Origin of the sequence: Chryseobacterium gambrini, assembly GCF_900156825.1 — a bacterium.
GTDB classification, from domain to species: domain Bacteria; phylum Bacteroidota; class Bacteroidia; order Flavobacteriales; family Weeksellaceae; genus Chryseobacterium; species Chryseobacterium gambrini.
In genome coordinates this window covers 740,344-767,218 of record NZ_FTOV01000001.1, presented here as the reverse complement: position 1 = coordinate 767,218, position 26,875 = coordinate 740,344, and the positions used below count along the sequence as shown (strand labels likewise).

Here is a 26,875-nt window from a genome sequence, read left to right as displayed (position 1 = left end):
TAACAAAACCGGGAGCAGGAATTGTTCAGGGAGGTTTGTTCTGGCAGTATTACGAAGATCTGGATAAGATAAAATCTTCCGAGAATTATCTGTCCGTCACCAAAGAACTGTACAGAAAAATAAAAACCGTGAACGGGGAAGAATTACAGAAAATCACTCCGGAAACTCCATTGAAAGTAGGCGATAAAGTGACGGTACGAATGATCTTAAATACCGATCGTCCGATGGAATTCATCCACATCAAAGACATGAGAGCAGCAGGATTTGAACCTTTGGATGTACTTTCGGGGTATCAGTGGAAGAATAATTTAGGATATTATCAGTCGACCAAAGATGCTTCTACCAACTTCTACATCGAATATATGCCGAAAGGAAAATATGTTTTTGAGTACGATTACGTTGCCAATGCATCCGGAAGATTCTCGAACGGAATTACCACGATCCAGAATTATTACGCACCGCAGATGAATGCGCATACGAAAGGAAGTAATGTGATGATTTCGGAATGATTTGTTTACAAATGATAAAACGATAAAAAAGATATTTTAAAAAATCATACAAGAAAACGCGATAATTAGAATATCTTAAGTTTTCAAAAAGAATAAAATTTCAATTTTAAGATTTGGAAAATATAAAAATTAAAATACAGCTTCATAAAAATTGGATACATGATAAAGGAGGAGAGCAGCTGAACGTTGAAAATGAAGAGTTGAGCAATATGGAATTATTTGATGAAAATTTAAATTCAGCTGTGTTTTGTAATACAAAATTTATAAACGGAGTTTTCCGAAATGTAAATCTGGGCGGAAGTTCTTTCTATAACTGTGTTTTTTCTTCGGTCAATTTTGAAAATTCGTATCTCAGAAAGTGTGAATTTCACCAGTGCAGATTCCAAAACTGTATTTTTTTAGAAAGTGAAACAACAAAAGCAGAGTTTTATGATACTTCCGTGGAGTTTTGTCTTTTTAAGAATTTAAAATTAGGCTGGAGTTATTTTGGAAATTGTATAATTTCTGGCTCAAATTTTCAGTTGGTAGAAGTGGATGGTTTAATTTTTTCTGACTGTCGGTTTCAGAATCTTGATTTTAAAGATCTGAAATTCAGCAAAGCGTATCCTGTGAAGATAAATGACTGTGCAAATATCATTGCTGTAGAAGAATTAAAAAGACAAACAAAATGTACATCCGCCTGAACAGTGAAAAAATGAAAAAATCGTACAGAGATACCCTTAATCTGGCGATACAGAAAACGGAGGAACTAATAAAATTATCTCCTGAAATTCCCATGTATCATTCCATCTATAATCAATTACTTGATATTGATGAAAAAATAATAAAGAATACTACTGTTTTTTCTGAAAACGAATTATACAAAAGGTATTCTTTAGGACATTTGGCGGTGAAAAACTTCGATTACGAAAATGATGAATATGCAAAATTGTTAATTGATATCTTCGGAGGAGCATTTGATTATCATGTATCATCCGAAAGTTTCAGGCAACTCCTGTTTGATGGAGATAAAAGAGAATGTGTAAACAAAGTATTTGAGGTTAATCATCAGAAAATCAGGTTGATTGATTTTTGTGACCATCCGTTAAAAGAACTGAAAAAAGAAATAGATCATGAAAGTTTTGATCTGATGGTGGAAGAAAACAGCTTTAAACGGATCAATAATATTATTGAAAAATACATTTCTGAAAAAGAACTGGAAATATATTATCTGAAGAAAAATGATCTGATTTATTTATTTTCCTACGGCGAATATCAACCCGGAAGATATATGCTTTTTTTAGAAGATATCAGGATTTGGAACTCTTAAAATTACGGACATTTTAACTGAAATAAATTATTTAATTAAGAAGAATTGGAAAACGAAATATATGATACGCTGTACTACTACAGCGAAGATGGCGAAGAAGGTTACGATCTTACAGAAGTACAGCTCATCGGAAAAACAGACGAAAACCGTGTTGAAAAACTGAAACATTTGCTTCAACATAAAAATCCCTACATTTCTTATCAGGCAATGCTTATTTTGGTTGCTTGGGCAAGTCCGGAAGGATTCCATCAGCTTGACCGTTTCATTTCTGAAAAATGGGATGAAAAGCACAGCTTTGAGCCTCACAGAATTTATAATGAAGATAATGTGTATGATGTTATCGTGGATGCATTATACATTTCGACACTCAATGGAAAAGAAGAACAGGAATTATATCCTTATGTAAAACATTTCTTAAGCATTTACGGACATAGGTTTTTTGAATCCTGTCTGAAAGATTTTCTATTGAAAAAAGACTGCAGACCACTGCTGAAAGAAATTGAAGAGGCGATGAAAAGCGCTTTGAACAATGAAAAACATTATCAGGCAAGTCAGCTTTTTCCGGTTATCGTTCATTATGATAAACACAGGTTTGAGGAATATTTTGAGGTTTTCAGTTCCTTATTAAAAGATGATAAGAGAATTGGATATAATATTGAAGAGGCTGAAAAAATCAAATCATAGATGGTTAGATCTGAATGAGGGAAATTATATTTTAATTTTAATAATCATGAAAAACCTTTTAGAAAAAAAAAGACGGGTATTATTATTATATTTATGAAAACGGCGACACCATTGAATTATCCGCTCCGATTTCTACTCCGGCACCGGGTTTTGATGCAATCCATACGCTGACTGATCCTGAAAAAAAGGAATATCTTACAAAAGGAATTGCAGCTCTCGAAGACCGAATAAAAGACATGGAAATGAATTTCACAAAGTATGTTCTGAATTCTTGGAGGTGAATAATAATGAGAGTAAATTTTTATTGTAATCATGTTTGAAACAAAATTGAATACAACAGAAAAATCGGAAGTGTAGATTCTTAATATTATAGTTTTTAAAAACAATAATCTACAAGATTAAACAATCTTCCTGTTTTTATTATATTTGTTTTATGGGAAGATATTACGGTCTTAATGCAAAAACCGAAGAAGAATTTAACGCCAATTTGGAAAACTTGGTAAAGGCGATAAAGAAAAACAAACATAAATTGTCAAATATTAAAGATTTTGACGATTTTTTCAGTTTTATTAGTGGTTTTAAAAATGATGCGGATTACAGAAATCCAATCTGGATTGATGAAGAAAAGATTGTTACTTCCGCGGAAATAGATCTTCTCAGAAGCCATAATTATCCTGAAGATTATATAGAATGGTGCCAAAAATACGGACAGTACAGCATTGGATTGGGTATACAATTATCATCTGTATCCGATGTGCTGGATAATATTTCCGAAGAATATTATGCGCTACAGGTTAAAAATAAATATATGTATTTCGCGACCGACGGATCAGGGAATGATTTTGCATTCGATACTGCTGATAACGGAAAACAGATACGGATCTTTTATCACGATGCAGCGATTACTTCAGAAAGTATTCCAGATATTTACAGTGAATTCTATTATTTTTATTTTAATGATGAAACTAACGAATACGAAAATCCTGAAGAACTGGATATTTCGCTAATCTTTGACGAAAAAGGCGAATACATACAGGACTCGGTTTATATAAAAGATTATTTGAAAACTGAGGAAGCCAGCAAAATTGCTGGTAACAAAGGATTTTTATCTTTCCTGATTGAAAATACCATTGAAGGACTTGATGCTGTTGTTAACTACTACTGTTACGATATTGAGAATCTGGCACTCTCATATCAGGAAAGAGGCAATTTAGATCATGCTTTTTCATTATACGATACCACTATTGAAGCCAATACACAAAAAGCGCTCGCATACAATAATCGTGCTTATAAATTGCGGACTGCAGGTTTTACAGAAAAAAGTATGGATTATATCGATAAAGCATTAGATCTGGAACCTGAAGTTGGTTTATATCACGGTACAAAAGCGGAAATACTTTTCGATATGGGATCAGAAGAGCGGTTTTTCCAAAGTCTTGAGCTTGCCTTAAAATTCGGAATGGATAAAATTCTGATTGATGATGCAATGATTGAGAAATATAAAAACGACAGCAGATTTAATGGGATCTTATCTCGTTATTGATAGTTTATTTTTTTACATTTCATAGAATTTTTAACAAATTAAGATATAATAGAGTAAGATAAAAAATATTCGAGTAAAACACTTAAAAAACTGTTTCTGATCAAAATAACCATGGAAGACCAATACATTTACACCGACGAATTTGGTAATGAATCTGTTTTTCTCAGAAGAAAATATTACAAACTCGTCTGTGCAACAATTACAGACTTTTTTGAAGAGCCGTTGCCGGAAAACGGGTTTCACAGACATTTTTTAAATCTATTAAATACACTGGAAGATTATCACAACGTGTATATTATAACTACTGAAATGCCTTTCTACTGGGCAATTTGTATTATAGAGAATAACTGGACTATAAAGCATCTTCTAAAAAATAAAACAGACGAAGAATATCGGGAATGGTATATTCGCTATAAAAAAGAGAACGATATTGTAAGCTTTATTATTGAAGGAATTAATGAAGAAACTTACGAATTTACAAACAACGACGGCGATAAAAGCTTATTTTTAAGAAAGAAATACTATGAGTTTATTTGCAGCCTTGTTACAGATTTTTTTAAGAAACCTCTTGAATACAATTCGATGAATGCAGGCTTAATAAGTTCTCTTAATGCTTTATTTGCAGATGGAAAACAGAAGGATGTCGACAGATTTATCGGACAGGAAATTTATTGGGCAATGTCTGTTATTGAGGATAAGGAATTCCAAAACCTATTAATTTCTACAAATTTAGAAGGGTATAATGAATTTCTTGCTGACTTTCACAGGGAAAATAAAATAAATTCCTTTGTTATTCAGGAGTTTAAATGAAGAAATATGCGGTAAGAATCTATCCTGTATTTTGAAAATATATTAAATTAATGAAAATTAATAGATTGTATTTCTTTGTGATTGAAAAATTAATGAGTTTACAGGTATTTTAAAAGCAAATGTTGATAAAAGTAAAACAGAAAAATCTTTGAACTTAAATTTAATACATATTGGTTAATGTCTGAAAATATTTATGATTAAAAAAATTATCGAAGTCGACAACCTCATGCAGCAAATCGCTTCAAAATACAGGCTCGAAACTTTAAATAAAGAAAGAATAGAAAATCTCTGGGAAGAAGAAACTCTGGGAATCATGAAGCAGGCAACATTTATAAAAGACGATGCTTATTTTTATTTTTTAAGTCAATATGGAGGCTGCAATATTTATGGAGACGGTTTTGATGTTGGTATTTGTGGTTTCGACGACTGGCTGAATCCAAGTCTTTTGACCTCTCCGTTACTGAATGATGCAGATATCTATTTATTGGCAGATCATTATCAGGATCATCATGATGAGATAATTTTTTACGGATATCACGCTACACATGAAAATGAAAATTCAATCTGGGTTTCTACTGAATTGGAGTCAGGATATCAACCGGTTCATAAAAACTTTATAGATTTGTTACAATATATTTTAGCAATTGAGGATGGAGAATAATATAATTTCCGGACTTTTTTATCAGGATGATTTTTTAAATTCCGACGAAGAAAAAGCAATTCTTTTACAGATTGAAAAAGAAGAGTGGGACAACAGTCTAAAGAGAAGAGTTCAGCATTATGGTTATATTTACGACTACAAAAAGAAAAATATCAATCAGCGTGTAAGAAAAGGTGAACTTCCGGATTGGCTTCTTACATTAGAAAAAAAGATTAAAACAACTTTTAATATAGAACAGTCTTTCGATCAGGTCATCATCAACGAATATGAACCGGGACAGGGAATATCAAACCATATAGACTGTGTACCTTGCTTTGAAGACATAATAGTTTCCGTAAGCTTACTTTCTTCCTGTGTGATGCAGTTTTCAAAAGATTCGGAAAAACATGAAATAATACTGAATCCCCGAAGCATTCTTCTACTCAGCGGAGACGCAAGATACCTCTGGAAACACGGGATCAAAGCCGTAAAAAACGATCAATGGCAAAATACAGCAATCCCAAGAAAAAGAAGGATATCAATCACTTTCAGAAAGATAAAAAAATCTTAATTAAAGCTCATATTTTAATTTACAGTGCGTTTTTTCCTGTGGTATTTCATTTTCAATAAAAACTTCCTATATTTCGAAGAATTTAAAAATTTTAAAAACCATGAAAAAAGCACTATTCGTTTGTGCTGTTTTGTTTAACTTATCTCTTTTAAGCGCACAAACCATAGAATCGGGAAGCCGCAGTACAGCAGGATACATCAAAAGCAACGGAACCATTGAAAACAGCAGCCATTCCACAGTAGGGTATATTACAGGAAACGGAACCATCGAAAACAGCAGCCATTCTACAATCGGTTATATTAAAAGTGACGGCACCATACAAAACAAAAACAGTTCTACCGTAGGCTACGTAAAAAAGGACGGAACCGTGGAAAACAGCAGTCACTCAACCATTGGTTATATTAAAGATAACGGAACGGTAGAAAACGGCAGTCATTCCACCATCGGTTATGCAAGCGGAATTAAAAAAGAATGGGCGGCAGTTGCATTTTTCTTTTTCAAGCTGAATTAATAAGTCAACACAGTTAAACTTTCAATCAGTTTAAACAGATATAAAAAATACTCCTGACAATTCCTGTCCGGAGTATTCTTTTTATTAAGGGCAAATAAAAAAGATGTATAAAAGTTGGATGTTATTTGTAATTTCTATATGAAATTTGTGTTTTTTGCTTAGTGAATAGTTTATGGTAGTACCTTTGCCTACTTAAAAGCTGTGAGTATTAAAAAAACTTGCGCACTTTGTGTTAAAATTATCGGATAATCATCTCAAAATTTATTTTTATGAATTTTCCATGTCTTTAATATTCTTTTTCCACGTAAGGAAAAGATTCAGCACTTTAATAATTTTAAAGATGAATATAAAGACAAAGAATGAAATAAGCGTCGTATAAATAGAGTAGTTCGGAAAAAACACATACTGAACAATAAATGTCACGATATTCAGAACAACAAAAGTTAAGGTAATTCTTTTGTGAGACAGACCCAACTGTAAAAGATGATGATGAATGTGCGATTTATCCGCCTTGAATGGCGATTTTCCCCGCGAAATTCGATCCGCATACACTCTCACAGAATCAATCACAGGAATCGTGAATACAAAAAGAATAAAGAAAATACCGTAAGGAAACTCTTCCGAACCTCTGTCGAATTTCGTAATGTAGATTCCCAGACAAATCAACAAATATCCCAGAAATAAAGAACCCGAATTTCCCAGAAAAATTTTGTTCTTCAAAGAAAAATTATACTGTAAAAAAGCAGCAATACTTCCCACGAAAAGCAACCCGATTCTTGCCAGTCCGAAATGTCCTTCAATTAAAGCAATAACAAAAAACAAAGCAAAACCTACTCCTGCAACACTTCCTGCCAAACCGTCAATTCCGTCAATAAGATTAAAAGCATTTACTGCCGTTGTAATAATAAGCACCGTAAGAATGTACTGAAAATAAACATTCATTTCATGGATTCCGAAAAGTCCGTAAAGAGTGGTAATCCGGATGCCTGAAGTCGCAATAATCACGCTCACACAAATCTGGATTCCCAACTTGTAGATCGCTCTGATGTCTGTTTTATCATCCAGCGTTCCCACAAAAAGCATAATGTAGGAAGTAATGATGATCGGAAGAATATCTTTCCAGCTTTTGTCATCAGAAATCCATAAAAGCAAAAAAACAACAAGCCCGATCACAAGACCTCCGATCAGCGGAATAGCAGTCTGGTGCACTTTTCTTGCATTGGGAACATCCACCAGCTTAATTTTCTGGGCAATCATTCTCATGAGCGGAATGACGCACATCGAAAGGATGAATGCAAGAATTCCGTATATAGAAAGTTCTACAAAGTTTTTCATAGCCTCGTTTTTTAGCAGTTTATTTAGAGTTGTTGAATAGTTTGATGTGCTTAAGATGCTCTACATTGTACTTTTCCAGAATTGCCTCATCAATTTCAGAGATTCTGGGCATAACATTGGTCTTTTCGCTGATAGTAAAGGTTTCTTCGATAAGCTGACTGTATTTTTTTGCGATTCTTTTCCAGGTATATCTTCTTTCCGCTATTTTCTTCATTGTTCCGGCGCAGAGTTCCAGATCTTCTTTGCTTACCTCTTCCAGAATACTTCTAAGCTCATTTTCATCCGAAAAATAAAAAGCCTGATTCTCGGTTGTCGTTCTGTTGTAAGAAACGCCGTTGCTGATGATCGGCAGACCTAAAAACATGGCTTCCACAAGCGAAGGATTGGTTCCTCCCGCAGAATGCCCGTGAATGTAAAGAGAAGCATTTCCGCGGATCAGATCAATGGTTTCCTGTTCGTAAATAGGATCGAGCAGGAGAATATTTTTAAATCCTGAATACTGTTCTTTCAGATTTGTTCCGTACTCACTGTTTTTCCAGTTTCCGACTAAAACCAACTTGCGTTCAGGAAGCGTGCTGAATACTTTTAAAATCGTATGGACATGATTTTCAGGTTCAATTCTGCATACTTTTACCGCATATTCTTCATTCAGGAAAGGGTATTTTTCAAGATTTTCAGCAGACGGAACACGGTTTATTTTCGTATGATCCGCTCCGTATTCAATAACGCGGCTTATTGTTTTATAGCGTACAGAAGTATAATCCTGAATAGATTCGTTATCCGAAATATCAATATGAGAAAACTTTACCGCCAGTTTTTCCGCCCACCAAAGATATAATTTTGCAGGAACAGACCATTTGTCTCTTTTCCATTCAATTCCGTCGATGGAAATAATAATTCTTTTATTGGTGAATAATTTTACTAATGGTAAAAGCCACGCTCCGGCAACGCCTAAAATCAGAAGAACATCACTTCGGAATAATGCATGAAAAATAGACCATGTATCGTAAGGAATACTCTGGATTCCGTTGGCGTCTAAAGGAAGATACTTCAGTTTTGCCCCTTTCCAGCTTTCGATTCTCTCTTCCTTGCTGTATTTTTTTGAAGAACAGTATACCGTAAAATCATACGTATCGGAAAGCTCTTCTACAAGATGAGCAGTTAAGGTTTCGAAGCCTCCGTATTTCGCAGGCAGACCTACCGTTCCTATAATTGCTACTTTTGTCTTCATAATTATTTTATTTTAACATATTATGACTATTTGTGTTCCAAATTGTGAAAAATAATGTAACGTAATGAAAATGTGTTAATTATAATTTATTGAAAGTGTGCCGGATTTCCATAATCTGGAAAATGGATTATAAATTGGAAATTATATCCAGAGATTTTCTCTCAAAATACGCCTCGGAAAACAGAAGACTTTTCTCGTAAGAAGCCTCACTGAAGGATTTGTAGACCGATGGATCGTTCAAAATGTAGTTTAATTTTTCAGAAAGTTCATTTGTGTGTTTAGAATCGATTAAAAAACCGTTTTTATGGTCTTCAACAAGCTCTGTAACGCCTCCTACAGGCGCGACGATCGCAGGTAAGCCGTAACGCATTCCTTCCAGAATCGTAAGTCCGAATGTTTCCACCCAAAGATCAGGATGAGACAGATTAAGAATCACGCTGGCTTCCTGATAAAAAGGATGCGTATCCGTTTGGGTAGGATAAATAATAAGCTGTTTCGGAATTTCCATCTCTTTAAAATACTCCTGAATTTCCTTTTCCGTCGCATTCACCACAAGTTTGAAAATGTAATAAGGATTTTTTTTGGCTAATTCCAGAAATTCGTCAACTCCTTTGTAAACTTTTAAAGAACAGATCATTAAAACCACAGGGATTTCTTTTTCCACATTTCGGAAATGGTCTGCTTTCTCGGCAAAATCGCTTTCCAGAACATTGTACAGCAATTCCTGATTGTTAATTAAAGATTCCTGTTTCAGAAGATATTCCGAAACAAAAACAATTTTATCGGCAGTCATTTTTGCTGTTCCAAAAAGAAAATTTTTAAATAGTTTCGGCTTTACCGAAGTTTCGTGGATATGATAAATAATATTACACCCTCTTAGTTTTCCTGCAATTGCCGCCCCGAAAGGCAAAACCGTGTTGATGTAAACCAGATCACTCTTTTTCAGGAAAAAAAGCAATTTGATCATCAGGAAAAACTGACTCAGAAAGAAATTAACAATTCTTACCAGAGCATTGGATGAAAAGCGATACCAGAACAGATGATTTTTCACCTTGGGAATATCAGACAAAAAACCCTTTCTTCCGCCTGAAGTAAAAAGATGCGTATCCATCCCGTTTTTTGTCCAGGATTTCAGAAGCTGCATCAGAACTTTCGGGCTTCCGCTGTAATCATTCAGAAGATGAACAGATACAATTCTTTTCATGGCTAAATTTGGTTATAGATTGTATTGAGATGATCGCCTCTTTTTTCCCAGGAAAATCGGTCGAGGTAATGCTTTCTGGCTTCAATGCTCATTTTGTGCTGAAGATCTTTGTCTGAAAATAATTTCATTAAAGCATCGCTCAATTCCGTTACCGTTTGATCATATTCCTGCTGTGGAACAGTAAAACCGCATTTTTCGGTAATAAATTCTCCGGGACCTTCATTTTGAAGACAGACAACCGGAAGTCCGAAAGAAAGTGCTTCCGGAACCACCATTCCTGCTCCTTCATGAGACGGAAAGAGAAAAACCGAAGCTTTTTCATACATTTTCATCAGCTCTCTGCGGTCGATCCATTCAATGATTTCAATATAATTGTCAGCATTATTTTGCTGAATTAAATCTTTGTAAAACTGCTTTTGTTCGCCGGTTCCCACCAAAATTAACTTGCATTTCGCTTTTTCTTCTTCAGAAAGCGCACTGATAAACTGAATGAATGAACGGATCGTGAGATCAAAACCTTTTAAAGGAACAAATCTTCCTACGCTGATTACGGCAAAATCCGATTTTACCGCCACTTCATCTTTTTGATAAAAATCTTCCGAAGCAACCGAAGGATAAAGCGAATACTGATCTTTTTTAACTTTAAGCTTCTCCGGAACTCCGCTGTTCATGCACCAGATGTGATTAGAATGCTGAACTGTTTTCTTCAGAGAAGGCGAAAGTTTCCAGAAAAAGTTTTTCACCATCCATGTTAAACGGTCTTTAAGGAAATATTTTTGGGAATAATCTTTCAGATATTGTTTAGGAATGAGAGGATGATGTCCTACAGGTCCCCAAACCAAAGGCTTTTTTAATTTCCATAAAAAACTTGGCGTCCAGTCGTTATGAAAATTCACATTGTGGGCAATGTCAAAATCCACCTTCTGTTTTTTTACAAATGAAACAATGCCTCGTTGCCATAGATAATAATACAGAAGCGCACCGCGACCTCCCTTTTTCCAGAAACGCATCCAGTAGGGAAGATCAAAATAAAGGAAATTCATGTTCTGATACAACGGATCTGGATTTTCCTTCATGTATTTTTCAATATGTGTTTTATTGTTTTTTCTCGTTACCACAAAAACTTTACGGAATCTGGCGATCTGATACACAAAATTCCATCCCATCGCATCTTCCGATCCTTTATACGGATTGATGGCGTAGCACGTTGCGAGTATCGTCTGATTGGTTTTCATGGGTTCTTGTTTTTAAAAGTTTAGCGGGAACTCCGCCGATAATGCTGTTGTCCGGAAAAGATTTCGTAATTACACTTCCTGCAGCCAGAATACATCCGTTTCCGATTTCCACACCGTCCAGAATCGTTACTTTACTTCCGATCCAGCAGTTTTTCCCGATTTTTATTCCTTTTCTGTTAACGCCCTGAAGCCGGATTGATGTTTCAGGATCTTCATAATTATGATTTTCGGGGTGACAGCTCAGATATTGTCCTACGATGCATTCGTCTCCGATTTCAAGACCTCCGGAACCGCCCAGATAAGCAAATTCTCCGATCCCGACATTATTTCCTATTTTTATTTTTTCTCCGATATTGTTAAAAGAGGTGGAAACAATCACTCTGCTGAAAGCGCCTATCGATACATTGTCTCCAAATTCAATTCCGTGTTTTGCAAGGGCAGAAACATACACATCATTTCCCAGACGCAGAAACTTTCCCCATTTTATTTTAGAAACATTAAAGAAATTTACTCTTTTGCCTAAAAGCATTCCTTTGGGATTTCTGAAAGAGAGAAGCATCCTGAAACCTCTGATGATGCTCCAGAGCTGGATCCAGATAAACTGCAGAACCGCTCCGGAGTTCAGATCATCATCTATAGTAAAGTAGGGACTTCTTAGTTTTATGATTTTTACGACAAGCTTTTTCATCTCTCTGTGATTATTGTGTTCATGATCGTTCCTAATGTCACATCAAGATCATTGTTTTCGATTGCTAAGTACTTCACTCTCTGGTTCTTTCTCTCCAGTTTAGAGAAAAGGGAACTGTACTCTGAAGTAAGGTCGCAAATCGAGTGATACGAAAGTTCTTTTTTTCTGCTAAGTATTTTTTCAGGCGCGGCGTACAGGAAGAAGTTGAACTCCGGCTTCATCAGGAAATGATATCCTGTCTCCGTTACGGATTTCGGAAGCTGAATGTTGCTTCTTCTTGCATCGGCAATAAAATCGAAATAATACCTGTCGTATAAAACTATTTTTCCCCTCAAAACATATTTTGTGTAAATAACAAACTGTCCTAAAATATAATCTGTATAATAATATCCGAATCGTAATAAGGAAGAAAGAGAATTTTTGTTGTTTCCCTGTCTTGGCAAAGAATTCACCGCGTCCTCATGTGCTTTTTCCTTTCCTTTGGTCCATACACTCAGGATCGGAAGCAGGGAAGGTCTGTGTCTCAGAACTTTTACAGGTCTTCTGTAACGTTTTTCAATAAGTTCGGAAACTTCCGAGATCACGGTAGATTTTCCGGCTCCGTCTACACCGCTGAATGTGATGATGAATCCTTTTTCTGCAAATGAATCTTTTAAATAATGAACAATATTTTTAAAATAACTGAATCCTCTGTTTTCGTTTTTCATTTTCAGGGTTTTAATGGTAAGTTCTCTGTCGGTTATTTTGTTTGATTTTAAATGTTCTGAAACAAATTTCTCGTGCGTTTCAGGAATTTCTGCATCGTTCAGGCTGTAAAACAGATCAATAAATCGGGCAGTGTCTTTTTCTGAAACTTTATAAACGCCAAATCTGTTTTTTCTTCTGTTTTCAAGGATTTTTGAAACCTCCATGATCTGTATATGCTTCCATTTTACCTGATGAATAAGATCCAGATTAAGAATTTCGTTTTGAAGCGTAACGATTCTTACTGTCTGCATAAAAGATTTTTTCACCGTTGAAACTTTCTGTACGAGACTGTGTCCGGATAAATAACTGACTAATTTCTGCGCGTTTTCAGAAGAAATAATCATATCAATATCAGAATTCAGCTTCAGCTTTTCCGGTTCTTCGTTGTGAAATTTCAAAGCCGCATAATCGGTATGGTAAAGCGCATCGAAAGTATCTAAAATGACCAGTTCTCTTTCGGTAGAGTAGTCTTTAAGAATGATATTTAAAGCTTCATTCCATGTTTTTAACAGCCAGTGAATCTGCATATGCCATTCTTCCTGTGCCGCATAAATGGTAAGGTAAGATAACGTGTTCGTCAGAAGATAAAATTTTAAATATTTCTGAAGTTCCGCGTCACTGAACCGGAAGGTAATTTTATTTTTCTCTTCAATTTCTGTATAAATTTCTTTCCAGCTTTTTTTCTGGATTAAAATTCCGTTCTGAATGATAAAATGAAAGAAATCGAACGCTTTCGGTTTTTCTGTGGAAGACAGTTCCCAGTCGTAAACTGCTAGTTTTTCATTCTTTACGTAGCAGTTCCATGAGGTGAAATCTCCGTGCGAAAAGGCGACATCGATGTTTTCATCTTCGTTGGTGTGTCTCAGGATCGCTTTTATCTTTCGGAGGATGTTTTTCGGAATTCTTTCATCATCAACACTTAAAAACTGTTCTTTCACCTTCTGAAAATACTTCCAGTCCGATATTTTCACGCTTCTTTCATGGTGTAAGGAAATCATTTTCAATGCTTCCGCATGAATTTTCGTGAAAGAATTTTCACGCATTCCGCCTTTTGAAATATCAGATAATTTAAGAATGTTTTCATTAATCATGGAAGCTTCCGGAACCTGCAATACATTGCCAGAAATAATTTTTCTCAGATTTCTGTTTTCTGTAGCAATCAGCTTTTTAGCAGAATCTGTTTCCGCGATCTTGTAAAAATATCCTCCGCTGAACAGAAGTGCCTTATTGTTGGGACCAACAGTTCCTGTAAAAATAGCCCAGTCGTTTTCTATATTAAAAACCGGCTCACTGTTTTTTACATAATAAAGAACCTCTTTCTTAAAAACAATTTTCTGTAAACGCAGCGCAAAAACCGTTTTTACCAATACCTCGAAAAGTTTTGCTTTCGGTGTGGCAGCATTGTAAAATTTTAGAAATAAAGGCTTTGAGGAATCTGAGTTCCAAAACCACCTTACTGTTCCGTCAGGATTTTTGATGTACGAAAAAGAGATTTTCTTGCTGTTCTCTTCCTGTTTTGTAAACAATTTGTACCCTGTATTTCTAAATAATGTTTTCATGATGATTATTGATATACCAAAATAGTATAAAAATATCTGCCAAAAAATTAAAATGCTGATAATTAATTAGTTACGAATTTTTTAATTGAATTTAAATTCCAAAATATGGAAAAAATACTGTTCTGTGGAAATTTAGTCCGGCAGCAACTCCGGTCTTTTTTTCTTAAGAATGATTTTCTGCAACCTTGTAAGATGATTGTTGTTACGGAATGCAATGGAAAATATAATGATCTGATAGAACATGATCCCATAATTACTTTCCCCGAAAATTCCAAATTCTGTAAAGGAATTGATCACGATAGGAATAAGAATCCCGATGAGCATCAGTTTCAGTTCCTTCTGTTCAGACAATATGGATTTTACGGTAAAAAATACCTGAAAAAGAACAATGGTAAACCCGATAAATCCAAGATTCATGAGAACCTGCATAAAAGTATTGTGCGTCATTTTTCCCGGATACGTATGGGCGCTCTGGAAAAACTCTTTGTAATCGATCCTCATAAAGCCAAAACCCAAAAGTGGTTCTCTGGGTAAACCTTCCGTAATTAAAGCCTGCCAAAACGGAAGTCTTCCTGTAAGACTCATGATTTCTTCCAGCCTTTCCTGATCGCCGCCTTTCAGAATAACCGTATATACCGCGAAAGGAGCAACCATGGCAACAAGCGCAATAATGGCAAATTTAAGGGTTTTCTGTTTGGTCTGGTTGATGTGGAAAAAGACAATCAGCAAAACGCCGATCAGCGAAGATCGTGATCCGGTCATGAATAAAGCATATAAAATGACAAGAATTTTTATGATGGTCCAGACTTTCTTTTTAAAGCGGTAGAGATCAAAAATAAGACATGCAGAACCCACTCCTGCAAGCATTCCAAGCTCGTTGGGATTCATCATTGTTCCGCCCAGTCTGGCTTCTTCGCCACCGTCTGTAAGCCGGAAAAATACATCGGGATTAATCCACATTCCGATGACGAAAACCAGTTGAAGAACGAAAACAGTATTTCCCAGAAGATGATACAGTCTGATGTTGTGACCTTCGAAATAAACGTCTAAAATTTTCAGACTTTTTACGAAAAAATAAGCAAAAACAAAGCTCTGAAAGGTCATAAACCATTGCAAAGCGCTGAATCCCGGATTGGTACTCCAGGAAAATGATATAAAGCCTAAAATTAAATAGCAGATGTATAAAATAGGCGAAAATATGTTTTTGTATTCTAAAGAATTGATGCTTCCGTATCTGATGATTTTCCGGTACAGGAGAATAGAAGAGATCATCACGCCCATTCTTCCGACTACTTTGATGGCTCGTGTAATGTTTACATTTTCGCTCCACGTAAAAAAACACGCCACCATAAGCAGCAGAATAATAAACAGCTGATTGTTGAGCTTTTTAAGAAATTGCTGATGATGAAGAGGTAATGTTTCCATTTCAGCAGTTGTAGAGTTTGGTATTCATTTCATCAAGAATGTTGTTCCAGTCAAACGCTTCTTCTACCATTTTTACCGCATTTCCGCAGATCTTTTCATAATTCTGCCGATCTTTCCAGATTTTGGAAATGTCGAAAAATGCTTTGGTAAGGAGCGCTGTCTGAGGCGACGGAATATTGATTCCCGCATTGTATTGTTCAACAAGATAGCCAATGTTGGTGTTTTTGGTAACAATACAGGGTTTCCCGAAATTTGCGGCTTCGATTACGGAAACCGGCAATCCTTCGTTTCTTGAGGGATGCACAAAAACGTCCATCTTTTTCAGGAGATCATTTTTTTCTTCGCCAAATTTACTTCCGAAAAGGATTGTTTTATCCTCAATTCCCAATGCTTTTATCTTTTGGTGTAGTTCGGCTTTCTCGTCGCTGTCGCCCACAATCCACAATTCAGAATAAGGATCCGCTTTAGAAAATTCAGCAAAACTTTCCACAAGCAGATCCAGACCTTTTGTGTAAATATCCAGCCGTCCAACAAATCCGAAAATCAGACTTTCCTTTTGGGAACTGAAAGAAAAGTCTTCTTTTACTCTTTCAAAACCGTATGGAATTAAAGTGCCTTTTTGGGTTGGATAAATCGACTGTAAACCCTCCATTTCGCTTTCGCCAATGCAATGAATTTTTACAGCATTTTTGATGACCGCTTTTTCAAATAACTCGAAGTAAAGCTTTTTGGTAATCATGCTTTTCTGCATTGCGACCGCGTTGTACGCACCGTGGGGCGTAATAATATAATTGAATTTGTGTTTCTGCAAAAATCTGCTTAAAGACGAAAATACAGGAATCCATCCGCCGTGAAGATGAAAAACCGTAGATCCGCCGCTGTTTATAATTTCTTTCTGAAGATCTTCAGGAATGGAAAAAGGATTTTTTTTCCGTTTAAAAATCTTCGTTTTAAAGTTTCTTTCGGGGTAATTGATCTCTGTATTTTCGGAAATTCCCCAAACTTCTACATCCTGCCTGTTTTCAGCCTGTTTGGTCGCTATATTGTACACGACTTTATTTACGCCGTTCATCTTTTCAGGATTTGCTTTTCCCAATATCAAATGTACTATGCCCATACCGAAATCTGTTTTCTGTTAAGTAAAATTTTCCAGTACACGATCATTAGAATCTGGTTGATTACAAGACCAGCAACTGCGCCGTAAAGTGCTCCGTATTTCAGTAAAAAATGAAAACTGAGTATTGAAAACACAAACGAAATGCAGTATCCTGTAAAAAAAGCTTTATTCTGCTCCAGAACTCTTATGGAAAGTCGGGTAGGATAGCTGTACAAAATCACAACATATAATACCGAAATAAGTTTAATAACAAAGCCATACTGCTTATATTGTTCTCCGCCCAATAACGTAATTAAAGGTTCTGAAAAAATAAAGAAACCGATGATCAGAATTCCTAAAGCCATCATTCCTTTCGACATACTGAAAAGCAGGGATTTTTTTTCTTCTTTTTTATCCTGATAATGAAGCTGGGCTGTTTTCGGAAGGTAATAATTTTCAACGGTCTGAAGAATGACATTAATAATCCCGAAAAAAGACTGAACCAGCCTCAAAGCTCCCAAAGCATTGACTCCTAAGTAAATTCCCGCAACGAGCGTGAAAAAATTACTGGAAAACCACTGAACCACCGAAGCGCTTAAAAGCCACTTTCCTTCTGTAACATGATAATGAAAAAGGGAAGCATTTTTCAAACTGAATTCTGCATTTTTCACACAATACCAAACTCCGGGAAGGGAAGCAATGGCGTTGACGATAGCAATGATCAGAAGACTTTTTCCTAAATCAAGACTGTTTTCAAACCAGATTAAAGGAAAAACAAGAAGGAAGATGCTGTCGATAAAAAGCACCAATTGTATGCGGTCTATCGTAAGCAGAACCTTTCTCAGGAAATCCTGAAAAACATATGCTGCCGCAAAAGCGATGATCGCCAATAGATTATCTTTAAAAAACGCCAGTGCAGAAACGGGCAGAAATTTAGCCATCAACAGTAAGGCAGAGAAAATCATTATTAAAACTACTGAAGCCTGAAAAACAAAGCCCAGCGATTTTTTAGTGAATTCTTTGGCTGCCAGAATCTGGAAAGGCTGTACTACAATGGCGTTGCAGATGCCTACCAAAAGATACGTCACCAAAAGCACAGACGAGAAGAGACCAAAATCTGAAATATTCAGTTTTCGGGCAAGTAAAAACGTCAGAAGAAAATTTGTTCCGCTGAAAATCAACTGGTCTGCGAAAACCAGAGATGTGGGTCTGCGAAATATTTCTGTAAGCTTTTTCACGATCTTTTTCTGTTTACAAAACTTTTAATAGAGGTCATTAAACTCGGGTTATAGCCTTCTTTATTCAGCACAAACCATAGATTGGTCAGTTTGTATTCATCCTTCAGAAGTTCTACGTTCATAATGGTTTTTTCGGCTGTTTTCCGGCTGTCTAAAACAAACAGATTTTCATCTGCCATTTTCAGGAATAATAGAGGAAGTTTGCCTTGTTTTATCGACTGATTGTTGATGATGCAGAGATCATTTCCTGTCATTTTTTCACGGATCAGATTTTCAATATCCGTTGAAGTTAATCTTAAGTTTTTTTCTTCTGAAAAGTCGATATAATCGATGTTTTCAATATTTTCTAAATTTCCTGCCACATCAATAACCAATACTTTTCTGGATTGCGCCTGTAAGGCTTTTATGATGTTTTTCGAATGAAACATATGCTGTTTCGATTTATCATAAGACGTGATGCAGATGAGGTTTTTATCTTTAATGATTTCTTTCAGTTCCATTTCCAGCACGTTCTCGAGAAAGTGATGCATTATGTTTTCTCTATTTTTAATATAAGGCGTTGTAAATGCAACAGGAATGGTGCTGTTTTTTTCGATGGTATATACATCATTCACTTTGGCTTTTGCAAAATGTACGGCGTAGATGAGGGCAATAGAACCGATCATGCTCATAATGGCTGCAACAATAATGATGATGGATCGCATCGGCGAAACCGGCTGTTTTGGCATTTCTCCTCTTGTAATAATTTTATGAAAAGAAATTTTTGCCGCTTTGGCAATTTCTGCGTCTATTCTTTTTTCGTTCAGAAAGTTGTAGTTTTTTTCGTAAAGATTAAACTCACGGTTCATGATGTTCAGCAGTTTTTCTTTCTCGGGAAGCCCGATAAAAGCCTGTTCTGCAATCTGAATATCGCGGTCGATGTCGTTATATTTGATCTGTAGGTTTCTCTGGGTGTTTTTAATGCTTTCAGTTTGGTAATCGGTAAGATCTTTAATTTTAGAATCAATAACCTTTACTTTCTCATGTTCCGGAGTGTAGATTAAGAGCAATTCTTTTTTTTCTGCCTGAAGCAGTTTCATATTTTTCACCATTTCGGTGGAAAGAAGGTCGTTGAATGCTTCAAAATTTGGGGCAAGTTCAAGATAGTTGTCTTTTCCTTCAGAAATATAATTATTGAGATTTTTAATGGCATCCAGATTCATTTTCAGATTGCTTTTCTGAATTTTAAGCTGGGATATTTTTCTCAGATCGGTTTCTGTTTCCTGCGGAATATTGATGATATTTTCTTTGTTTCGATAATTTTCTATACGATTTTCTGCACCGGAAAGCTTATTGTTTGCCTGTCCGATTTCATTTTTCAGAAAGTCAACCGTCGTATTGGCAGCGCGGTATTTATTTTCAATATAATCCTGAATATAAGTCTCTGCAAGAGTATTTACGAGAAGACTTGCTTTTTCAGGAACATTGCTTTTGTAATTGATTCTGATAACGGGAACATCTTTGTCCACCGAAACAATATCCAGGTTTTTATTTACCTTATCCAGAAGCTTTTCTCTGCTCAGGAATTCAACTTCATACTGATCGACAATTTTTGCACCGGGTTTGGACTGAAGGTAGCTGTCGTTTTTCGTGATCAGGAGTTTTCCTCCTTTAATGGCTGTAGGAACTCCGAAAGTGCCTTTTACTTCTTTGGCAGAATCGGAGGCTTTTATTGTAAAATTCTGATTTGAAGTTATATTAATGATAAATTTTTTATCGTAATTTTTTTCATCGTTTAGAATGCTTTCCACCTTTATCGGAGAATCGCCGAACAATTCTACGGAACGTACCTTTCCTTTTCTGTAAATTTCGGTGGAAAAGGGGAGCTTTTCCAGTGTTTTTTCAATTAATGACGTCGATTTCAGAACTTCTATTTCTGTGCTTATTTTGTTTGGTGTGGCAAAAACATCGAAATCTTTGAAGAGATTTGCGCTCGGAACACCTTCCTGTGTATCCGCAAGCTTCAGTTTTGCGGTGCTTTCGTACATCGGCGTTACATAGTTGAGGTATTTTTTTGCTGCCAAAACCGCAATAATCATGGCAAGAACGACGATGGGAAATCCTCGTAACAGCGGTTTCAGAAATCTTACATTCTCGTTGTTCATGGTCATCAAATTTTATAATAATCCTATCAGAATCGCGGCTGCGGAAGTAACGGTTGCAAAAGGAATAATGGTGGAAATTCTCTTATCAAAATCTTTGCTTTTCTTGGAAGGAACAATGATGTAATCTCCCGGATGAAGAAGGATATTCTGGTTCGGAACATCTTTCATTTTGGTAAGATCGATATTGGTAACGCGAACGTTTTCGCCTTCCTGTCTCAGAATTTTAATGGATTTTAAATTGGCATACATTTCAAATCCTCCTGCTTTGGAAACCAGCTCCAGTAAAGTATTCTGGTCTTTATCCACCTGAATTACCGCCGGATTTCTCACTTCGCCCATCACGGCAATTTCTTTATTCAGCACTTTTACATCCACGATAGGATTTACCAGCCATTTTTTAAGCTTTGTTTTTATTTCTTCCTTCAGTTCGGGAAGAGATTTCCCTACAACGGGAGTTGTTCCCAATTTTGGAATTTCTATATTTCCGTTGATGTCTACCAGAAGCCATTTTCCGTATACTTCATTGGAGTTGTAAATTCCGTATACAGAACCCACACTCAGATCATCCTGTCCCCAAACGGAAAGCGTAATTTTGTCGTCTTTACGGATTCTGTATTCATAGTTGGGGTCATAGCTGAAATCCTGCATATTTCGGCTTGCCTGTTCCTCTTCAAGTACGTTGTAGGTTTTACAGGATACCAGAAGCATCAGGAAAAAGGATGAGAGTATGAGTTTTTTTAACATAAGATCTAAAATAAAACTGAAAAGAATTTTCTAAAACCTTTACGCTGGTTCTGAGACATTTCTTCTTTAATTTTTAATATTTTTTCTATGGTCTCCGTCATTTTTTCGCATACATTGGCATCTTTTACAATATAGTCGAAAGCACCGTATTTCAGGGCATTTACCGCAGTGTCTATATTTTCCTGTGCAGAAACCATGATGACGTAAATGTTCGGATCGTATCTTTTTATCTTTTTTAAAACCTCGAAACCGTTAAGATCTTCCATATTGTGATCGAGGAAAATGATATCGGGTTTCTGGTAAAGCTCATCCAGACATTCTTCTCCGCTGCTGAATGAGGAAATATCTTCATAATGATTGTTTTTCAGATACTGCTCGTAAACGGTGGCGCAAAATCTGTCGTCATCTACAATAAAAAACTTTAAATTTTTGTTATTTGTTTCCATCTTTTTTATTTGAATAGAATAACGCGATTACTGTGCCTTTATTTAATTATTTGAAAATCAATACATTAATTATTTTTTTGATTCCAAAATATGGAAAATCTCTTTATTTTGGAAAGGGTTTATCTAATTTCCCGTTCCAGTTGTTTTATTGTCTTGAAGAGTGTTTCCTTTACTTCCAGAAACATAGTGTACAGTTCAGGGAAATCGGTCTGCTGCTCTTTGGATTTTACTTCAAGATCTTTTACGGTTTCTTTGATGGAGTAGATTCCCACACCTTCAATACTTGGTTTTATTCTGTGAATGAGGCGTGCTATTTCGGCATAATTTTTCTCTTCAAAAGCTTTTTCCACCATCGGAATGGTTTCCTGTGTCTGCGTGATGAATATGGACAGCATTTTTTGAATAAAATCATCATTTCCGCGGCTTAAAGCCTGAATGTTTTTGAGATCATAAAGAATTTTTTCTTCTTCCGGGTTACTGGTTTTTGATGTATTTTGCATTTTAATATTTTTATAAATAATTTTCAGCAGTTCGTCCTCGTCAAAAGGTTTGGTGATGTAGCTGTTCATTCCTGCAGCAATGCAGTTATCTATTTCTGTTTTGAAAGCATTGGCGGTAAGCGCAATGATAGGAGTGGTAAGTCTGAAGTCTTTTCTTAAAATTTTAGTGGCTTCTATCCCGTCCAGTTCAGGCATCTGAATATCCATCAGAATAATATCAAACTGCTCTTTTGAAAGAATATCCACGGCTATTTTTCCGTTGTCTGCTTTTGTCACTTCGCATCCGAAATGCGTCAGAGAATTTTCTGCAACCAGCTGATTGAGTTCGTTGTCTTCCACAAGTAGAACGCGTGTTCCCTCAATGGAAATGTGCTCTTTCACTTCGATGTTTTTGGATTCCGATTTTCCGATGCTTTTAGTCATATCCAGAAAAATGCTGATCTCTGTTCCTACATTTTTTTTACTTTTAATCTTTATTTCTCCTTTCATCAGATAAATCAGTTCCCGTGTAATTGCCATACCAAGACCGGTTCCGCCGTATTTTCTCGAAATAGAGCTGTCTTCCTGATTGAATTTTTTAAAGATCTGCTTTACATACTCTTCGCTGATCCCGATTCCGGTGTCGGTAATTCGGATTTCAAGATTCTGATGGTCGGGAAAATCCTTTCTGACGTTGCATTCCAGGCATATTTCGCCGACATTGGTGAATTTGAGAGAGTTTCCGATGATGTTGTATAAGATCTGTTTTATCTTAAGCGCATCGGCTTTAAATTCAGAGAAAAGATCATCTGAAAATTTGGCTTTCAACAGTATTTTTTTCTGTCTTGCTTTAGGCTGAAGAATACTGATGATGTTACTGATGCATTCTTTCAGTGAGAAAACGGTGTTATCCAGAGACATCTCACCGGATTCTATTTTGGAAATATCGAGGATGTTATTGATAATCGACAAAAGATGCTGTGCCGCGTTGAAGCTGTTTTCTACAAACTGGCTCTGTGTGGTTGTGAGATCCAGCCTTTTAAGCTCTCTTAGAAAACCGATTATGGCATTAAGTGGTGTGCGGATTTCATGGCTCATATTGGCTAAAAAGACTTCTTTTGCTTTAGAAGCTTCAATAGCTTTAGATTTTTCCTGTTTGAGATCTTCTTCCAGTTTTTTCTGATCGGTGATGTCGAGATGAATTCCTATGGAGCCTAAAAGATTTCCGTGATCGTCATAGTTTGGTGCGCCGCTGATAGCCCACCATCTCAGTTCGCCTCTTTTATTTTTTATCGGAAGCTGATAAACACTGGATATTCCTTTTTCCCTCAGTTCGATCTGTTCCTGTATAAATTCCAGATTGGCTTCTCCCTGCACGAAAAGCTGTGAAGGATTTTTACCAATAATTTCATCCAGTTCAAAACCCGAAACGTTGCAGAAGCTTTGGTTGGCATACCGTACAATCTCGTCATTATCCACCTCAATAAGTCCGAGATTCATATTTGCGATAATATTGCGGTATTTTTCTTCCTGACGTTTTACTCTTTTTCTTTCTTTAAGCTGTTCGGCGAGGTATAAGGAAAGCTCTTTAAGGTCTTTATTTTTTTTGGTATCAAAAGCAGAATCCAATAGGCTTAAAGATTCATAAAGGCTTGAAATGGATTCCTGTTTGAGTTCATTTTCTTTTTTCAGATCATTAAACAGCTCTTTGTATTCTTTTTCGCTCTGTCTGAATGCATGATCGGTTAACTCCTTGTCCCGTTCAAAAGATTTGTAGGAATCGTTGACTGCGTTAATGAAATTGTTAAACTGCGGATGATTTTTGAAATCTTCCGTCAGATATTTTTTGATCTGTCTGCTGAGTAAATTGTGCAAGTCGGTTTCCATGGTTATTCCGTTTCATTTACAGTGGTTATGGTAATGGTCTGATTATGAAGCGCACATTCCCCGAAAGGTTTAACCGGAGAAATTTCACCGTAAGAATAGAAGCCGTTAAGAGCGGTCTTGGTGCCTAAAACGTCTCTTACAATCTCTACTTCTTCGGAAACCCTTTCTCCCAACACCATTTTTCTTCCCACACAGCTTACAATAATTGCCAGCTTTGGATCCGGATTCATCTGAAGGCATCCATGCGCAGCATCATTTGCTGCATCAATGAGGCGATCCAGATTGGCTTTCATAAATCGTACGCGGCTTCCTTCCGGCAGATCTCCCGCAAAAATCATCATATTGCTTTTTTCATTAATGGAGAGAATTGTTCTTACCACCGGAGCAGAATTTTCGTCGAGTTTTAAAGATAACGGAAAGAGCAGGGCAGAACTTGGAAGTTCTTCTGCGTATTTACCCAGATAATTTTTATAGAGGTCTAAAGCATTTTTATTGTCTATTTCTACGAGGATGTTGTTTTGGGATTTTGTAACGGTTCTTTCCAGTCCGAAACTTTCCCAGCCTCCGAATGATGCGTGAGAAAGCTCTAATTTTTCACCATAGAAGCCAATGGCAACGATTTTGTTGCATACGGGAACTTCATTGAGACCGACAACGGTTTTCTCAAAACGATCTCCGTCACCTGCCAATCCGCCGGAAATTAAAACTCCTTCGGGACGTCCTTCGTTCAGTCCTTTTACAAGTTGGCTTCCATTTACTTTACTTCCGTCCGAAAGTACAAATACCCACCTGAGATTTTCGTGACAAATATTTTTAAAAAGTGCTTTTCCAGCTTCATAGCTGTTCTGAAAATCATTAATATCAATCTGCTGTGTTTTGATGTAAGATGAAGAAAATTCAATGGCGGTAACTGTTACGGTTTCATCAAAAACTTCATTGCAGAAAATTTCTCCTGATGAAGAAGATAGAGCAATTTCTGCATATGGAAATTTGGCTTTCATTACCTCAAAAAAATCAGGGTTTTCAAGGGTGTTCCGGCAACCGTATCCCAAAACAAGCTGAGCTTTCTGATAGTCCAGATTTTCATCATTTATTTCAGATTTCCAGATTCCGTCGGCAAAAAGTAGTTTAGCGACTTTCATGTATTATTTAGTTTTTTTAAGGTCTACGCTGTTAATAAGATTATAAACGGTTGATTTTCCGATGTCTAATATTTTAGCTGTTTTAATGACGTCATTGTTATTTTCCCTCAGAAAGTGAAGAATAATGTCCGTTGTATACTGTTTCAATGTTTTTTGCTCTGAAAGGAAAACTTCGGATTCTTTTTCAAGGCTGTAAAAGCTGATGTCATCCGCAGTTATTTCATTGCTTTCTGCCATTACGCAGGCAAGATCGATAACGGATTTAAGTTCTCGGATATTTCCCGGAAAGCTGTATTTCATGAGCTTTTTTCGTGCATCGGAAGCTAAAATCAAAGGTTTGCTTTTGTTTTCTTTGGCAAAAAGATCAATAAAATGTTTGGCAAGAATTAAAGTGTCCTGATCCCTTTCTCTGAGCGGAGGCAATTCTATAGGAAGACCGATAACCCTGTAGTAAAGATCTTCTCTGAAGTTTCCTTTCTTTACTTCATTTGCGAGATTTTTGTGGGTGGCAATAATGAGTCTTACGTCCAGTTTTATTTTCTGGGTTCCGCCGACTCTTGTAATTTCTCTTTCCTGCAACGCCCGAAGAAGCTTGCTTTGAAGGTTGAGATCAAGTTCTGCGATCTCATCCAGAAAAATAGTTCCTCCGTTTGCCTGTTCAAATTTTCCGACCGATTTATCTGTTGCTCCTGTAAATGCTCCTTTTTCATGACCGAAAAATTCACTTTCCACCAGATCTTTGGGGATTGCTGCCATGTTTACGGCAACAAAAGGCTTGTTTTTTCTGGAAGAATGATAATGTATTGCTCTTGCCACCACTTCTTTCCCGGTTCCTGTTTCTCCGGTTACAGAGACATTGATATTGGATTTCAGAGCTTTATTGATTTTTGAGAATATGCTTTTGATGGATTCACTCTGTCCGATAATTGTTTTCTCAAAGCTGTATTTTTTTTCGAGCTCATCCTTCAGTTCTTCAACTTCCTGTTTTAGCGAGATATTTTCTCTCAGGCGGATAATGGAACTCCACAGAAGTTCTTTGGTGTGTTCGTTTTTTACGATGTAATCTTTTGCACCCTGCTTCAGGAAATCAATGGCTACGGAAATGTTTTCCTGACCGCTGATTACAATGATCGGCAGATCCGGATAAAGCGTTTTGATCTGTTTGAAAAGATCATCTCCCTGAATATCCGGTAAACCAAAGTCTATACAGATGATGTCAGGATTCCGGTAAAGCTCGGAAAGGCATTCTTTGCCGGAACTGTACAGAAAAACTTCATAATCAGGATTAAGCTGAAGATGATATTTAAGCATTTCTCCGAAGAAGGGATCGTCATCCACAAGGAAAATTCTGACCATCATGATATTTGTTAAAAATTCTGATTAAAAGTAGAATTTTTTCTTTACATAATGAAATATTTTAATTAATATCTCAACGGTAATCCTTTGTGGGTGGGTTTTTCTGATTGTTTTGTGTTGATTTTTTTGGAGTTATACAGATTTTACAGATCAATAAATTCATCTTATTAAAACTGTGTAAGTTTGAAATTCCTGATGAATAGTAGGATTGGAGGGTGTTTAAATAATATATTTCTGTTTCATTTAAGTACGATAACAACATGAAATTTTTAATAAATGGATCATGATTTTAAAATCCACAAATTACTTTACAGAAGTCTTTGGCTGATTATGATGTGATTT

Annotated in this window: 25 protein-coding genes; 9 read left to right on the top strand and 16 right to left on the bottom strand. The window is 36.1% G+C overall.

Features of this window, described 5'->3' with window-relative positions; genetic code table 11:
• The 4 genes from BW951_RS03500 to BW951_RS03485 form a co-directional block, all read left to right on the top strand.
• A partial coding sequence (locus BW951_RS03500) for an alpha-2-macroglobulin family protein (RefSeq protein WP_139326086.1) occupies positions 1 to 509 on the top strand: 509 nt, incomplete at its 5' end.
• Positions 510 to 622: 113 nt separating this feature from the next.
• Positions 623 to 1,192 carry a pentapeptide repeat-containing protein gene (locus BW951_RS03495; protein ID WP_076390517.1) on the top strand — a complete coding sequence of 190 codons (570 nt, stop codon included), beginning with the start codon at positions 623 to 625 and terminating at the stop codon, positions 1,190 to 1,192.
• Between the two features lie 11 nt (positions 1,193 to 1,203).
• The gene (locus BW951_RS22630) at positions 1,204 to 1,818 is read left to right on the top strand and encodes an immunity protein Tsi6 family protein (protein ID WP_228427479.1); all 615 of its coding nucleotides are present in this window, start codon (positions 1,204 to 1,206) and stop codon (positions 1,816 to 1,818) included.
• Positions 1,819 to 1,863: 45 nt separating this feature from the next.
• Positions 1,864 to 2,502, top strand: coding sequence for a hypothetical protein (locus BW951_RS03485; RefSeq protein WP_076390516.1), 639 nt, complete (start codon positions 1,864 to 1,866; stop codon positions 2,500 to 2,502).
• A gap of 91 nt (positions 2,503 to 2,593) precedes the next feature.
• Here BW951_RS03485 and BW951_RS22625 read toward each other — a convergent pair whose 3' ends face one another.
• Complete coding sequence (locus BW951_RS22625) at positions 2,594 to 2,740, bottom strand: hypothetical protein (protein ID WP_175608777.1); 147 nt, start codon at positions 2,738 to 2,740, stop codon at positions 2,594 to 2,596.
• A gap of 195 nt (positions 2,741 to 2,935) precedes the next feature.
• Between BW951_RS22625 and BW951_RS03480 the strand changes: the two genes are divergently transcribed.
• The 5 genes from BW951_RS03480 (at position 2,936) to BW951_RS03460 (ending at position 6,577) form a co-directional block, all read left to right on the top strand.
• Positions 2,936 to 4,045 carry an SMI1/KNR4 family protein gene (locus BW951_RS03480; RefSeq protein ID WP_076390515.1) on the top strand — a complete coding sequence of 370 codons (1,110 nt, stop codon included), beginning with the start codon at positions 2,936 to 2,938 and terminating at the stop codon, positions 4,043 to 4,045.
• Between the two features lie 111 nt (positions 4,046 to 4,156).
• Entirely contained in the window at positions 4,157 to 4,855 is a 699-nt protein-coding gene (locus BW951_RS03475; RefSeq protein WP_076390514.1) for a hypothetical protein, read from the top strand.
• 193 nt (positions 4,856 to 5,048) lie between these two features.
• Positions 5,049 to 5,516: a hypothetical protein gene (locus BW951_RS03470; RefSeq protein WP_076390513.1), complete on the top strand. Its 468-nt coding sequence runs from the start codon at positions 5,049 to 5,051 to the stop codon at positions 5,514 to 5,516.
• Positions 5,506 to 6,066 carry an alpha-ketoglutarate-dependent dioxygenase AlkB gene (locus tag BW951_RS03465; RefSeq protein ID WP_076390512.1) on the top strand — a complete coding sequence of 187 codons (561 nt, stop codon included), beginning with the start codon at positions 5,506 to 5,508 and terminating at the stop codon, positions 6,064 to 6,066. Before BW951_RS03470 ends, BW951_RS03465 begins: the two co-directional genes overlap by 11 nt.
• A gap of 100 nt (positions 6,067 to 6,166) precedes the next feature.
• Positions 6,167 to 6,577, top strand: coding sequence for a 5-fold beta-flower protein (locus BW951_RS03460; RefSeq protein ID WP_076390511.1), 411 nt, complete (start codon positions 6,167 to 6,169; stop codon positions 6,575 to 6,577).
• 267 nt (positions 6,578 to 6,844) lie between these two features.
• Here the strand turns inward: BW951_RS03460 and BW951_RS03455 are convergent, their stop codons facing one another.
• From BW951_RS03455 to BW951_RS03385, 15 genes are all read right to left on the bottom strand, one after another.
• Positions 6,845 to 7,912, bottom strand: coding sequence for a glycosyltransferase family 4 protein (locus BW951_RS03455; RefSeq protein WP_076390510.1), 1,068 nt, complete (start codon positions 7,910 to 7,912; stop codon positions 6,845 to 6,847).
• A gap of 19 nt (positions 7,913 to 7,931) precedes the next feature.
• Positions 7,932 to 9,143, bottom strand: coding sequence for a DUF1972 domain-containing protein (locus BW951_RS03450; RefSeq protein ID WP_076390509.1), 1,212 nt, complete (start codon positions 9,141 to 9,143; stop codon positions 7,932 to 7,934).
• A gap of 127 nt (positions 9,144 to 9,270) precedes the next feature.
• A complete protein-coding gene (locus BW951_RS03445; RefSeq protein WP_076390508.1) occupies positions 9,271 to 10,347 on the bottom strand; it encodes a glycosyltransferase family 4 protein in 1,077 nt (358 codons plus the stop codon).
• Positions 10,348 to 10,349: 2 nt separating this feature from the next.
• A complete protein-coding gene (locus BW951_RS03440) occupies positions 10,350 to 11,582 on the bottom strand; it encodes a glycosyltransferase family 4 protein (protein ID WP_076390507.1) in 1,233 nt (410 codons plus the stop codon).
• Complete coding sequence (locus BW951_RS03435; RefSeq protein ID WP_076390506.1) at positions 11,530 to 12,270, bottom strand: acyltransferase; 741 nt, start codon at positions 12,268 to 12,270, stop codon at positions 11,530 to 11,532. Before BW951_RS03435 ends, BW951_RS03440 begins: the two co-directional genes overlap by 53 nt.
• Complete coding sequence (locus BW951_RS03430; protein WP_076390505.1) at positions 12,267 to 14,576, bottom strand: nucleoside/nucleotide kinase family protein; 2,310 nt, start codon at positions 14,574 to 14,576, stop codon at positions 12,267 to 12,269. Before BW951_RS03430 ends, BW951_RS03435 begins: the two co-directional genes overlap by 4 nt.
• Positions 14,577 to 14,708: 132 nt before the next feature.
• A complete protein-coding gene (locus tag BW951_RS03425) occupies positions 14,709 to 16,001 on the bottom strand; it encodes an O-antigen ligase family protein (protein WP_076390504.1) in 1,293 nt (430 codons plus the stop codon).
• Position 16,002: 1 nt separating this feature from the next.
• A complete protein-coding gene (locus BW951_RS03420; protein WP_076390503.1) occupies positions 16,003 to 17,118 on the bottom strand; it encodes a glycosyltransferase family 4 protein in 1,116 nt (371 codons plus the stop codon).
• Complete coding sequence (locus tag BW951_RS03415) at positions 17,109 to 18,335, bottom strand: lipopolysaccharide biosynthesis protein (RefSeq protein ID WP_076390502.1); 1,227 nt, start codon at positions 18,333 to 18,335, stop codon at positions 17,109 to 17,111. The genes BW951_RS03420 and BW951_RS03415 overlap by 10 nt, the downstream gene beginning before the upstream one ends.
• Complete coding sequence (locus BW951_RS03410) at positions 18,332 to 20,479, bottom strand: GumC family protein (protein ID WP_076390501.1); 2,148 nt, start codon at positions 20,477 to 20,479, stop codon at positions 18,332 to 18,334. The genes BW951_RS03415 and BW951_RS03410 overlap by 4 nt, the downstream gene beginning before the upstream one ends.
• A gap of 12 nt (positions 20,480 to 20,491) precedes the next feature.
• A complete protein-coding gene (locus tag BW951_RS03405) occupies positions 20,492 to 21,223 on the bottom strand; it encodes a polysaccharide biosynthesis/export family protein (RefSeq protein ID WP_083477485.1) in 732 nt (243 codons plus the stop codon).
• A gap of 5 nt (positions 21,224 to 21,228) precedes the next feature.
• Complete coding sequence (locus BW951_RS03400) at positions 21,229 to 21,669, bottom strand: response regulator (RefSeq protein ID WP_076390500.1); 441 nt, start codon at positions 21,667 to 21,669, stop codon at positions 21,229 to 21,231.
• 119 nt (positions 21,670 to 21,788) lie between these two features.
• The gene (locus BW951_RS03395; RefSeq protein WP_076390499.1) at positions 21,789 to 24,035 is read right to left on the bottom strand and encodes a PAS domain-containing hybrid sensor histidine kinase/response regulator; all 2,247 of its coding nucleotides are present in this window, start codon (positions 24,033 to 24,035) and stop codon (positions 21,789 to 21,791) included.
• Between the two features lie 2 nt (positions 24,036 to 24,037).
• The gene (locus tag BW951_RS03390; RefSeq protein ID WP_076390498.1) at positions 24,038 to 25,177 is read right to left on the bottom strand and encodes an FIST signal transduction protein; all 1,140 of its coding nucleotides are present in this window, start codon (positions 25,175 to 25,177) and stop codon (positions 24,038 to 24,040) included.
• 3 nt (positions 25,178 to 25,180) lie between these two features.
• On the bottom strand, positions 25,181 to 26,536 hold the full coding sequence (locus BW951_RS03385) for a sigma-54-dependent transcriptional regulator (protein ID WP_076390497.1): 1,356 nt from the start codon (positions 26,534 to 26,536) through the stop codon (positions 25,181 to 25,183).
• Between the last annotated feature and the right edge of the window lie 339 nt (positions 26,537 to 26,875).

Coding starts and splice junctions, on each gene's coding strand:
- BW951_RS22630 (WP_228427479.1), top strand. CDS start 1,204: ATGAAAAAATCGTACAGAGATACCCTTAATCTGGCGATACAGAAAACG.
- BW951_RS22625 (WP_175608777.1), bottom strand. CDS start 2,740: ATGTCTTTTATTCGGTCTTCGAGAGCTGCAATTCCTTTTGTAAGATAT.
- BW951_RS03480 (WP_076390515.1), top strand. CDS start 2,936: ATGGGAAGATATTACGGTCTTAATGCAAAAACCGAAGAAGAATTTAAC.
- BW951_RS03475 (WP_076390514.1), top strand. CDS start 4,157: ATGGAAGACCAATACATTTACACCGACGAATTTGGTAATGAATCTGTT.
- BW951_RS03470 (WP_076390513.1), top strand. CDS start 5,049: ATGATTAAAAAAATTATCGAAGTCGACAACCTCATGCAGCAAATCGCT.
- BW951_RS03465 (WP_076390512.1), top strand. CDS start 5,506: ATGGAGAATAATATAATTTCCGGACTTTTTTATCAGGATGATTTTTTA.
- BW951_RS03460 (WP_076390511.1), top strand. CDS start 6,167: ATGAAAAAAGCACTATTCGTTTGTGCTGTTTTGTTTAACTTATCTCTT.
- BW951_RS03455 (WP_076390510.1), bottom strand. CDS start 7,912: ATGAAAAACTTTGTAGAACTTTCTATATACGGAATTCTTGCATTCATC.
- BW951_RS03450 (WP_076390509.1), bottom strand. CDS start 9,143: ATGAAGACAAAAGTAGCAATTATAGGAACGGTAGGTCTGCCTGCGAAA.
- BW951_RS03445 (WP_076390508.1), bottom strand. CDS start 10,347: ATGAAAAGAATTGTATCTGTTCATCTTCTGAATGATTACAGCGGAAGC.
- BW951_RS03440 (WP_076390507.1), bottom strand. CDS start 11,582: ATGAAAACCAATCAGACGATACTCGCAACGTGCTACGCCATCAATCCG.
- BW951_RS03435 (WP_076390506.1), bottom strand. CDS start 12,270: ATGAAAAAGCTTGTCGTAAAAATCATAAAACTAAGAAGTCCCTACTTT.
- BW951_RS03430 (WP_076390505.1), bottom strand. CDS start 14,576: ATGAAAACATTATTTAGAAATACAGGGTACAAATTGTTTACAAAACAG.
- BW951_RS03425 (WP_076390504.1), bottom strand. CDS start 16,001: ATGGAAACATTACCTCTTCATCATCAGCAATTTCTTAAAAAGCTCAAC.
- BW951_RS03420 (WP_076390503.1), bottom strand. CDS start 17,118: ATGGGCATAGTACATTTGATATTGGGAAAAGCAAATCCTGAAAAGATG.
- BW951_RS03410 (WP_076390501.1), bottom strand. CDS start 20,479: ATGAACAACGAGAATGTAAGATTTCTGAAACCGCTGTTACGAGGATTT.
- BW951_RS03405 (WP_083477485.1), bottom strand. CDS start 21,223: ATGTTAAAAAAACTCATACTCTCATCCTTTTTCCTGATGCTTCTGGTA.
- BW951_RS03400 (WP_076390500.1), bottom strand. CDS start 21,669: ATGGAAACAAATAACAAAAATTTAAAGTTTTTTATTGTAGATGACGAC.
- BW951_RS03395 (WP_076390499.1), bottom strand. CDS start 24,035: ATGGAAACCGACTTGCACAATTTACTCAGCAGACAGATCAAAAAATAT.
- BW951_RS03390 (WP_076390498.1), bottom strand. CDS start 25,177: ATGAAAGTCGCTAAACTACTTTTTGCCGACGGAATCTGGAAATCTGAA.
- BW951_RS03385 (WP_076390497.1), bottom strand. CDS start 26,536: ATGATGGTCAGAATTTTCCTTGTGGATGACGATCCCTTCTTCGGAGAA.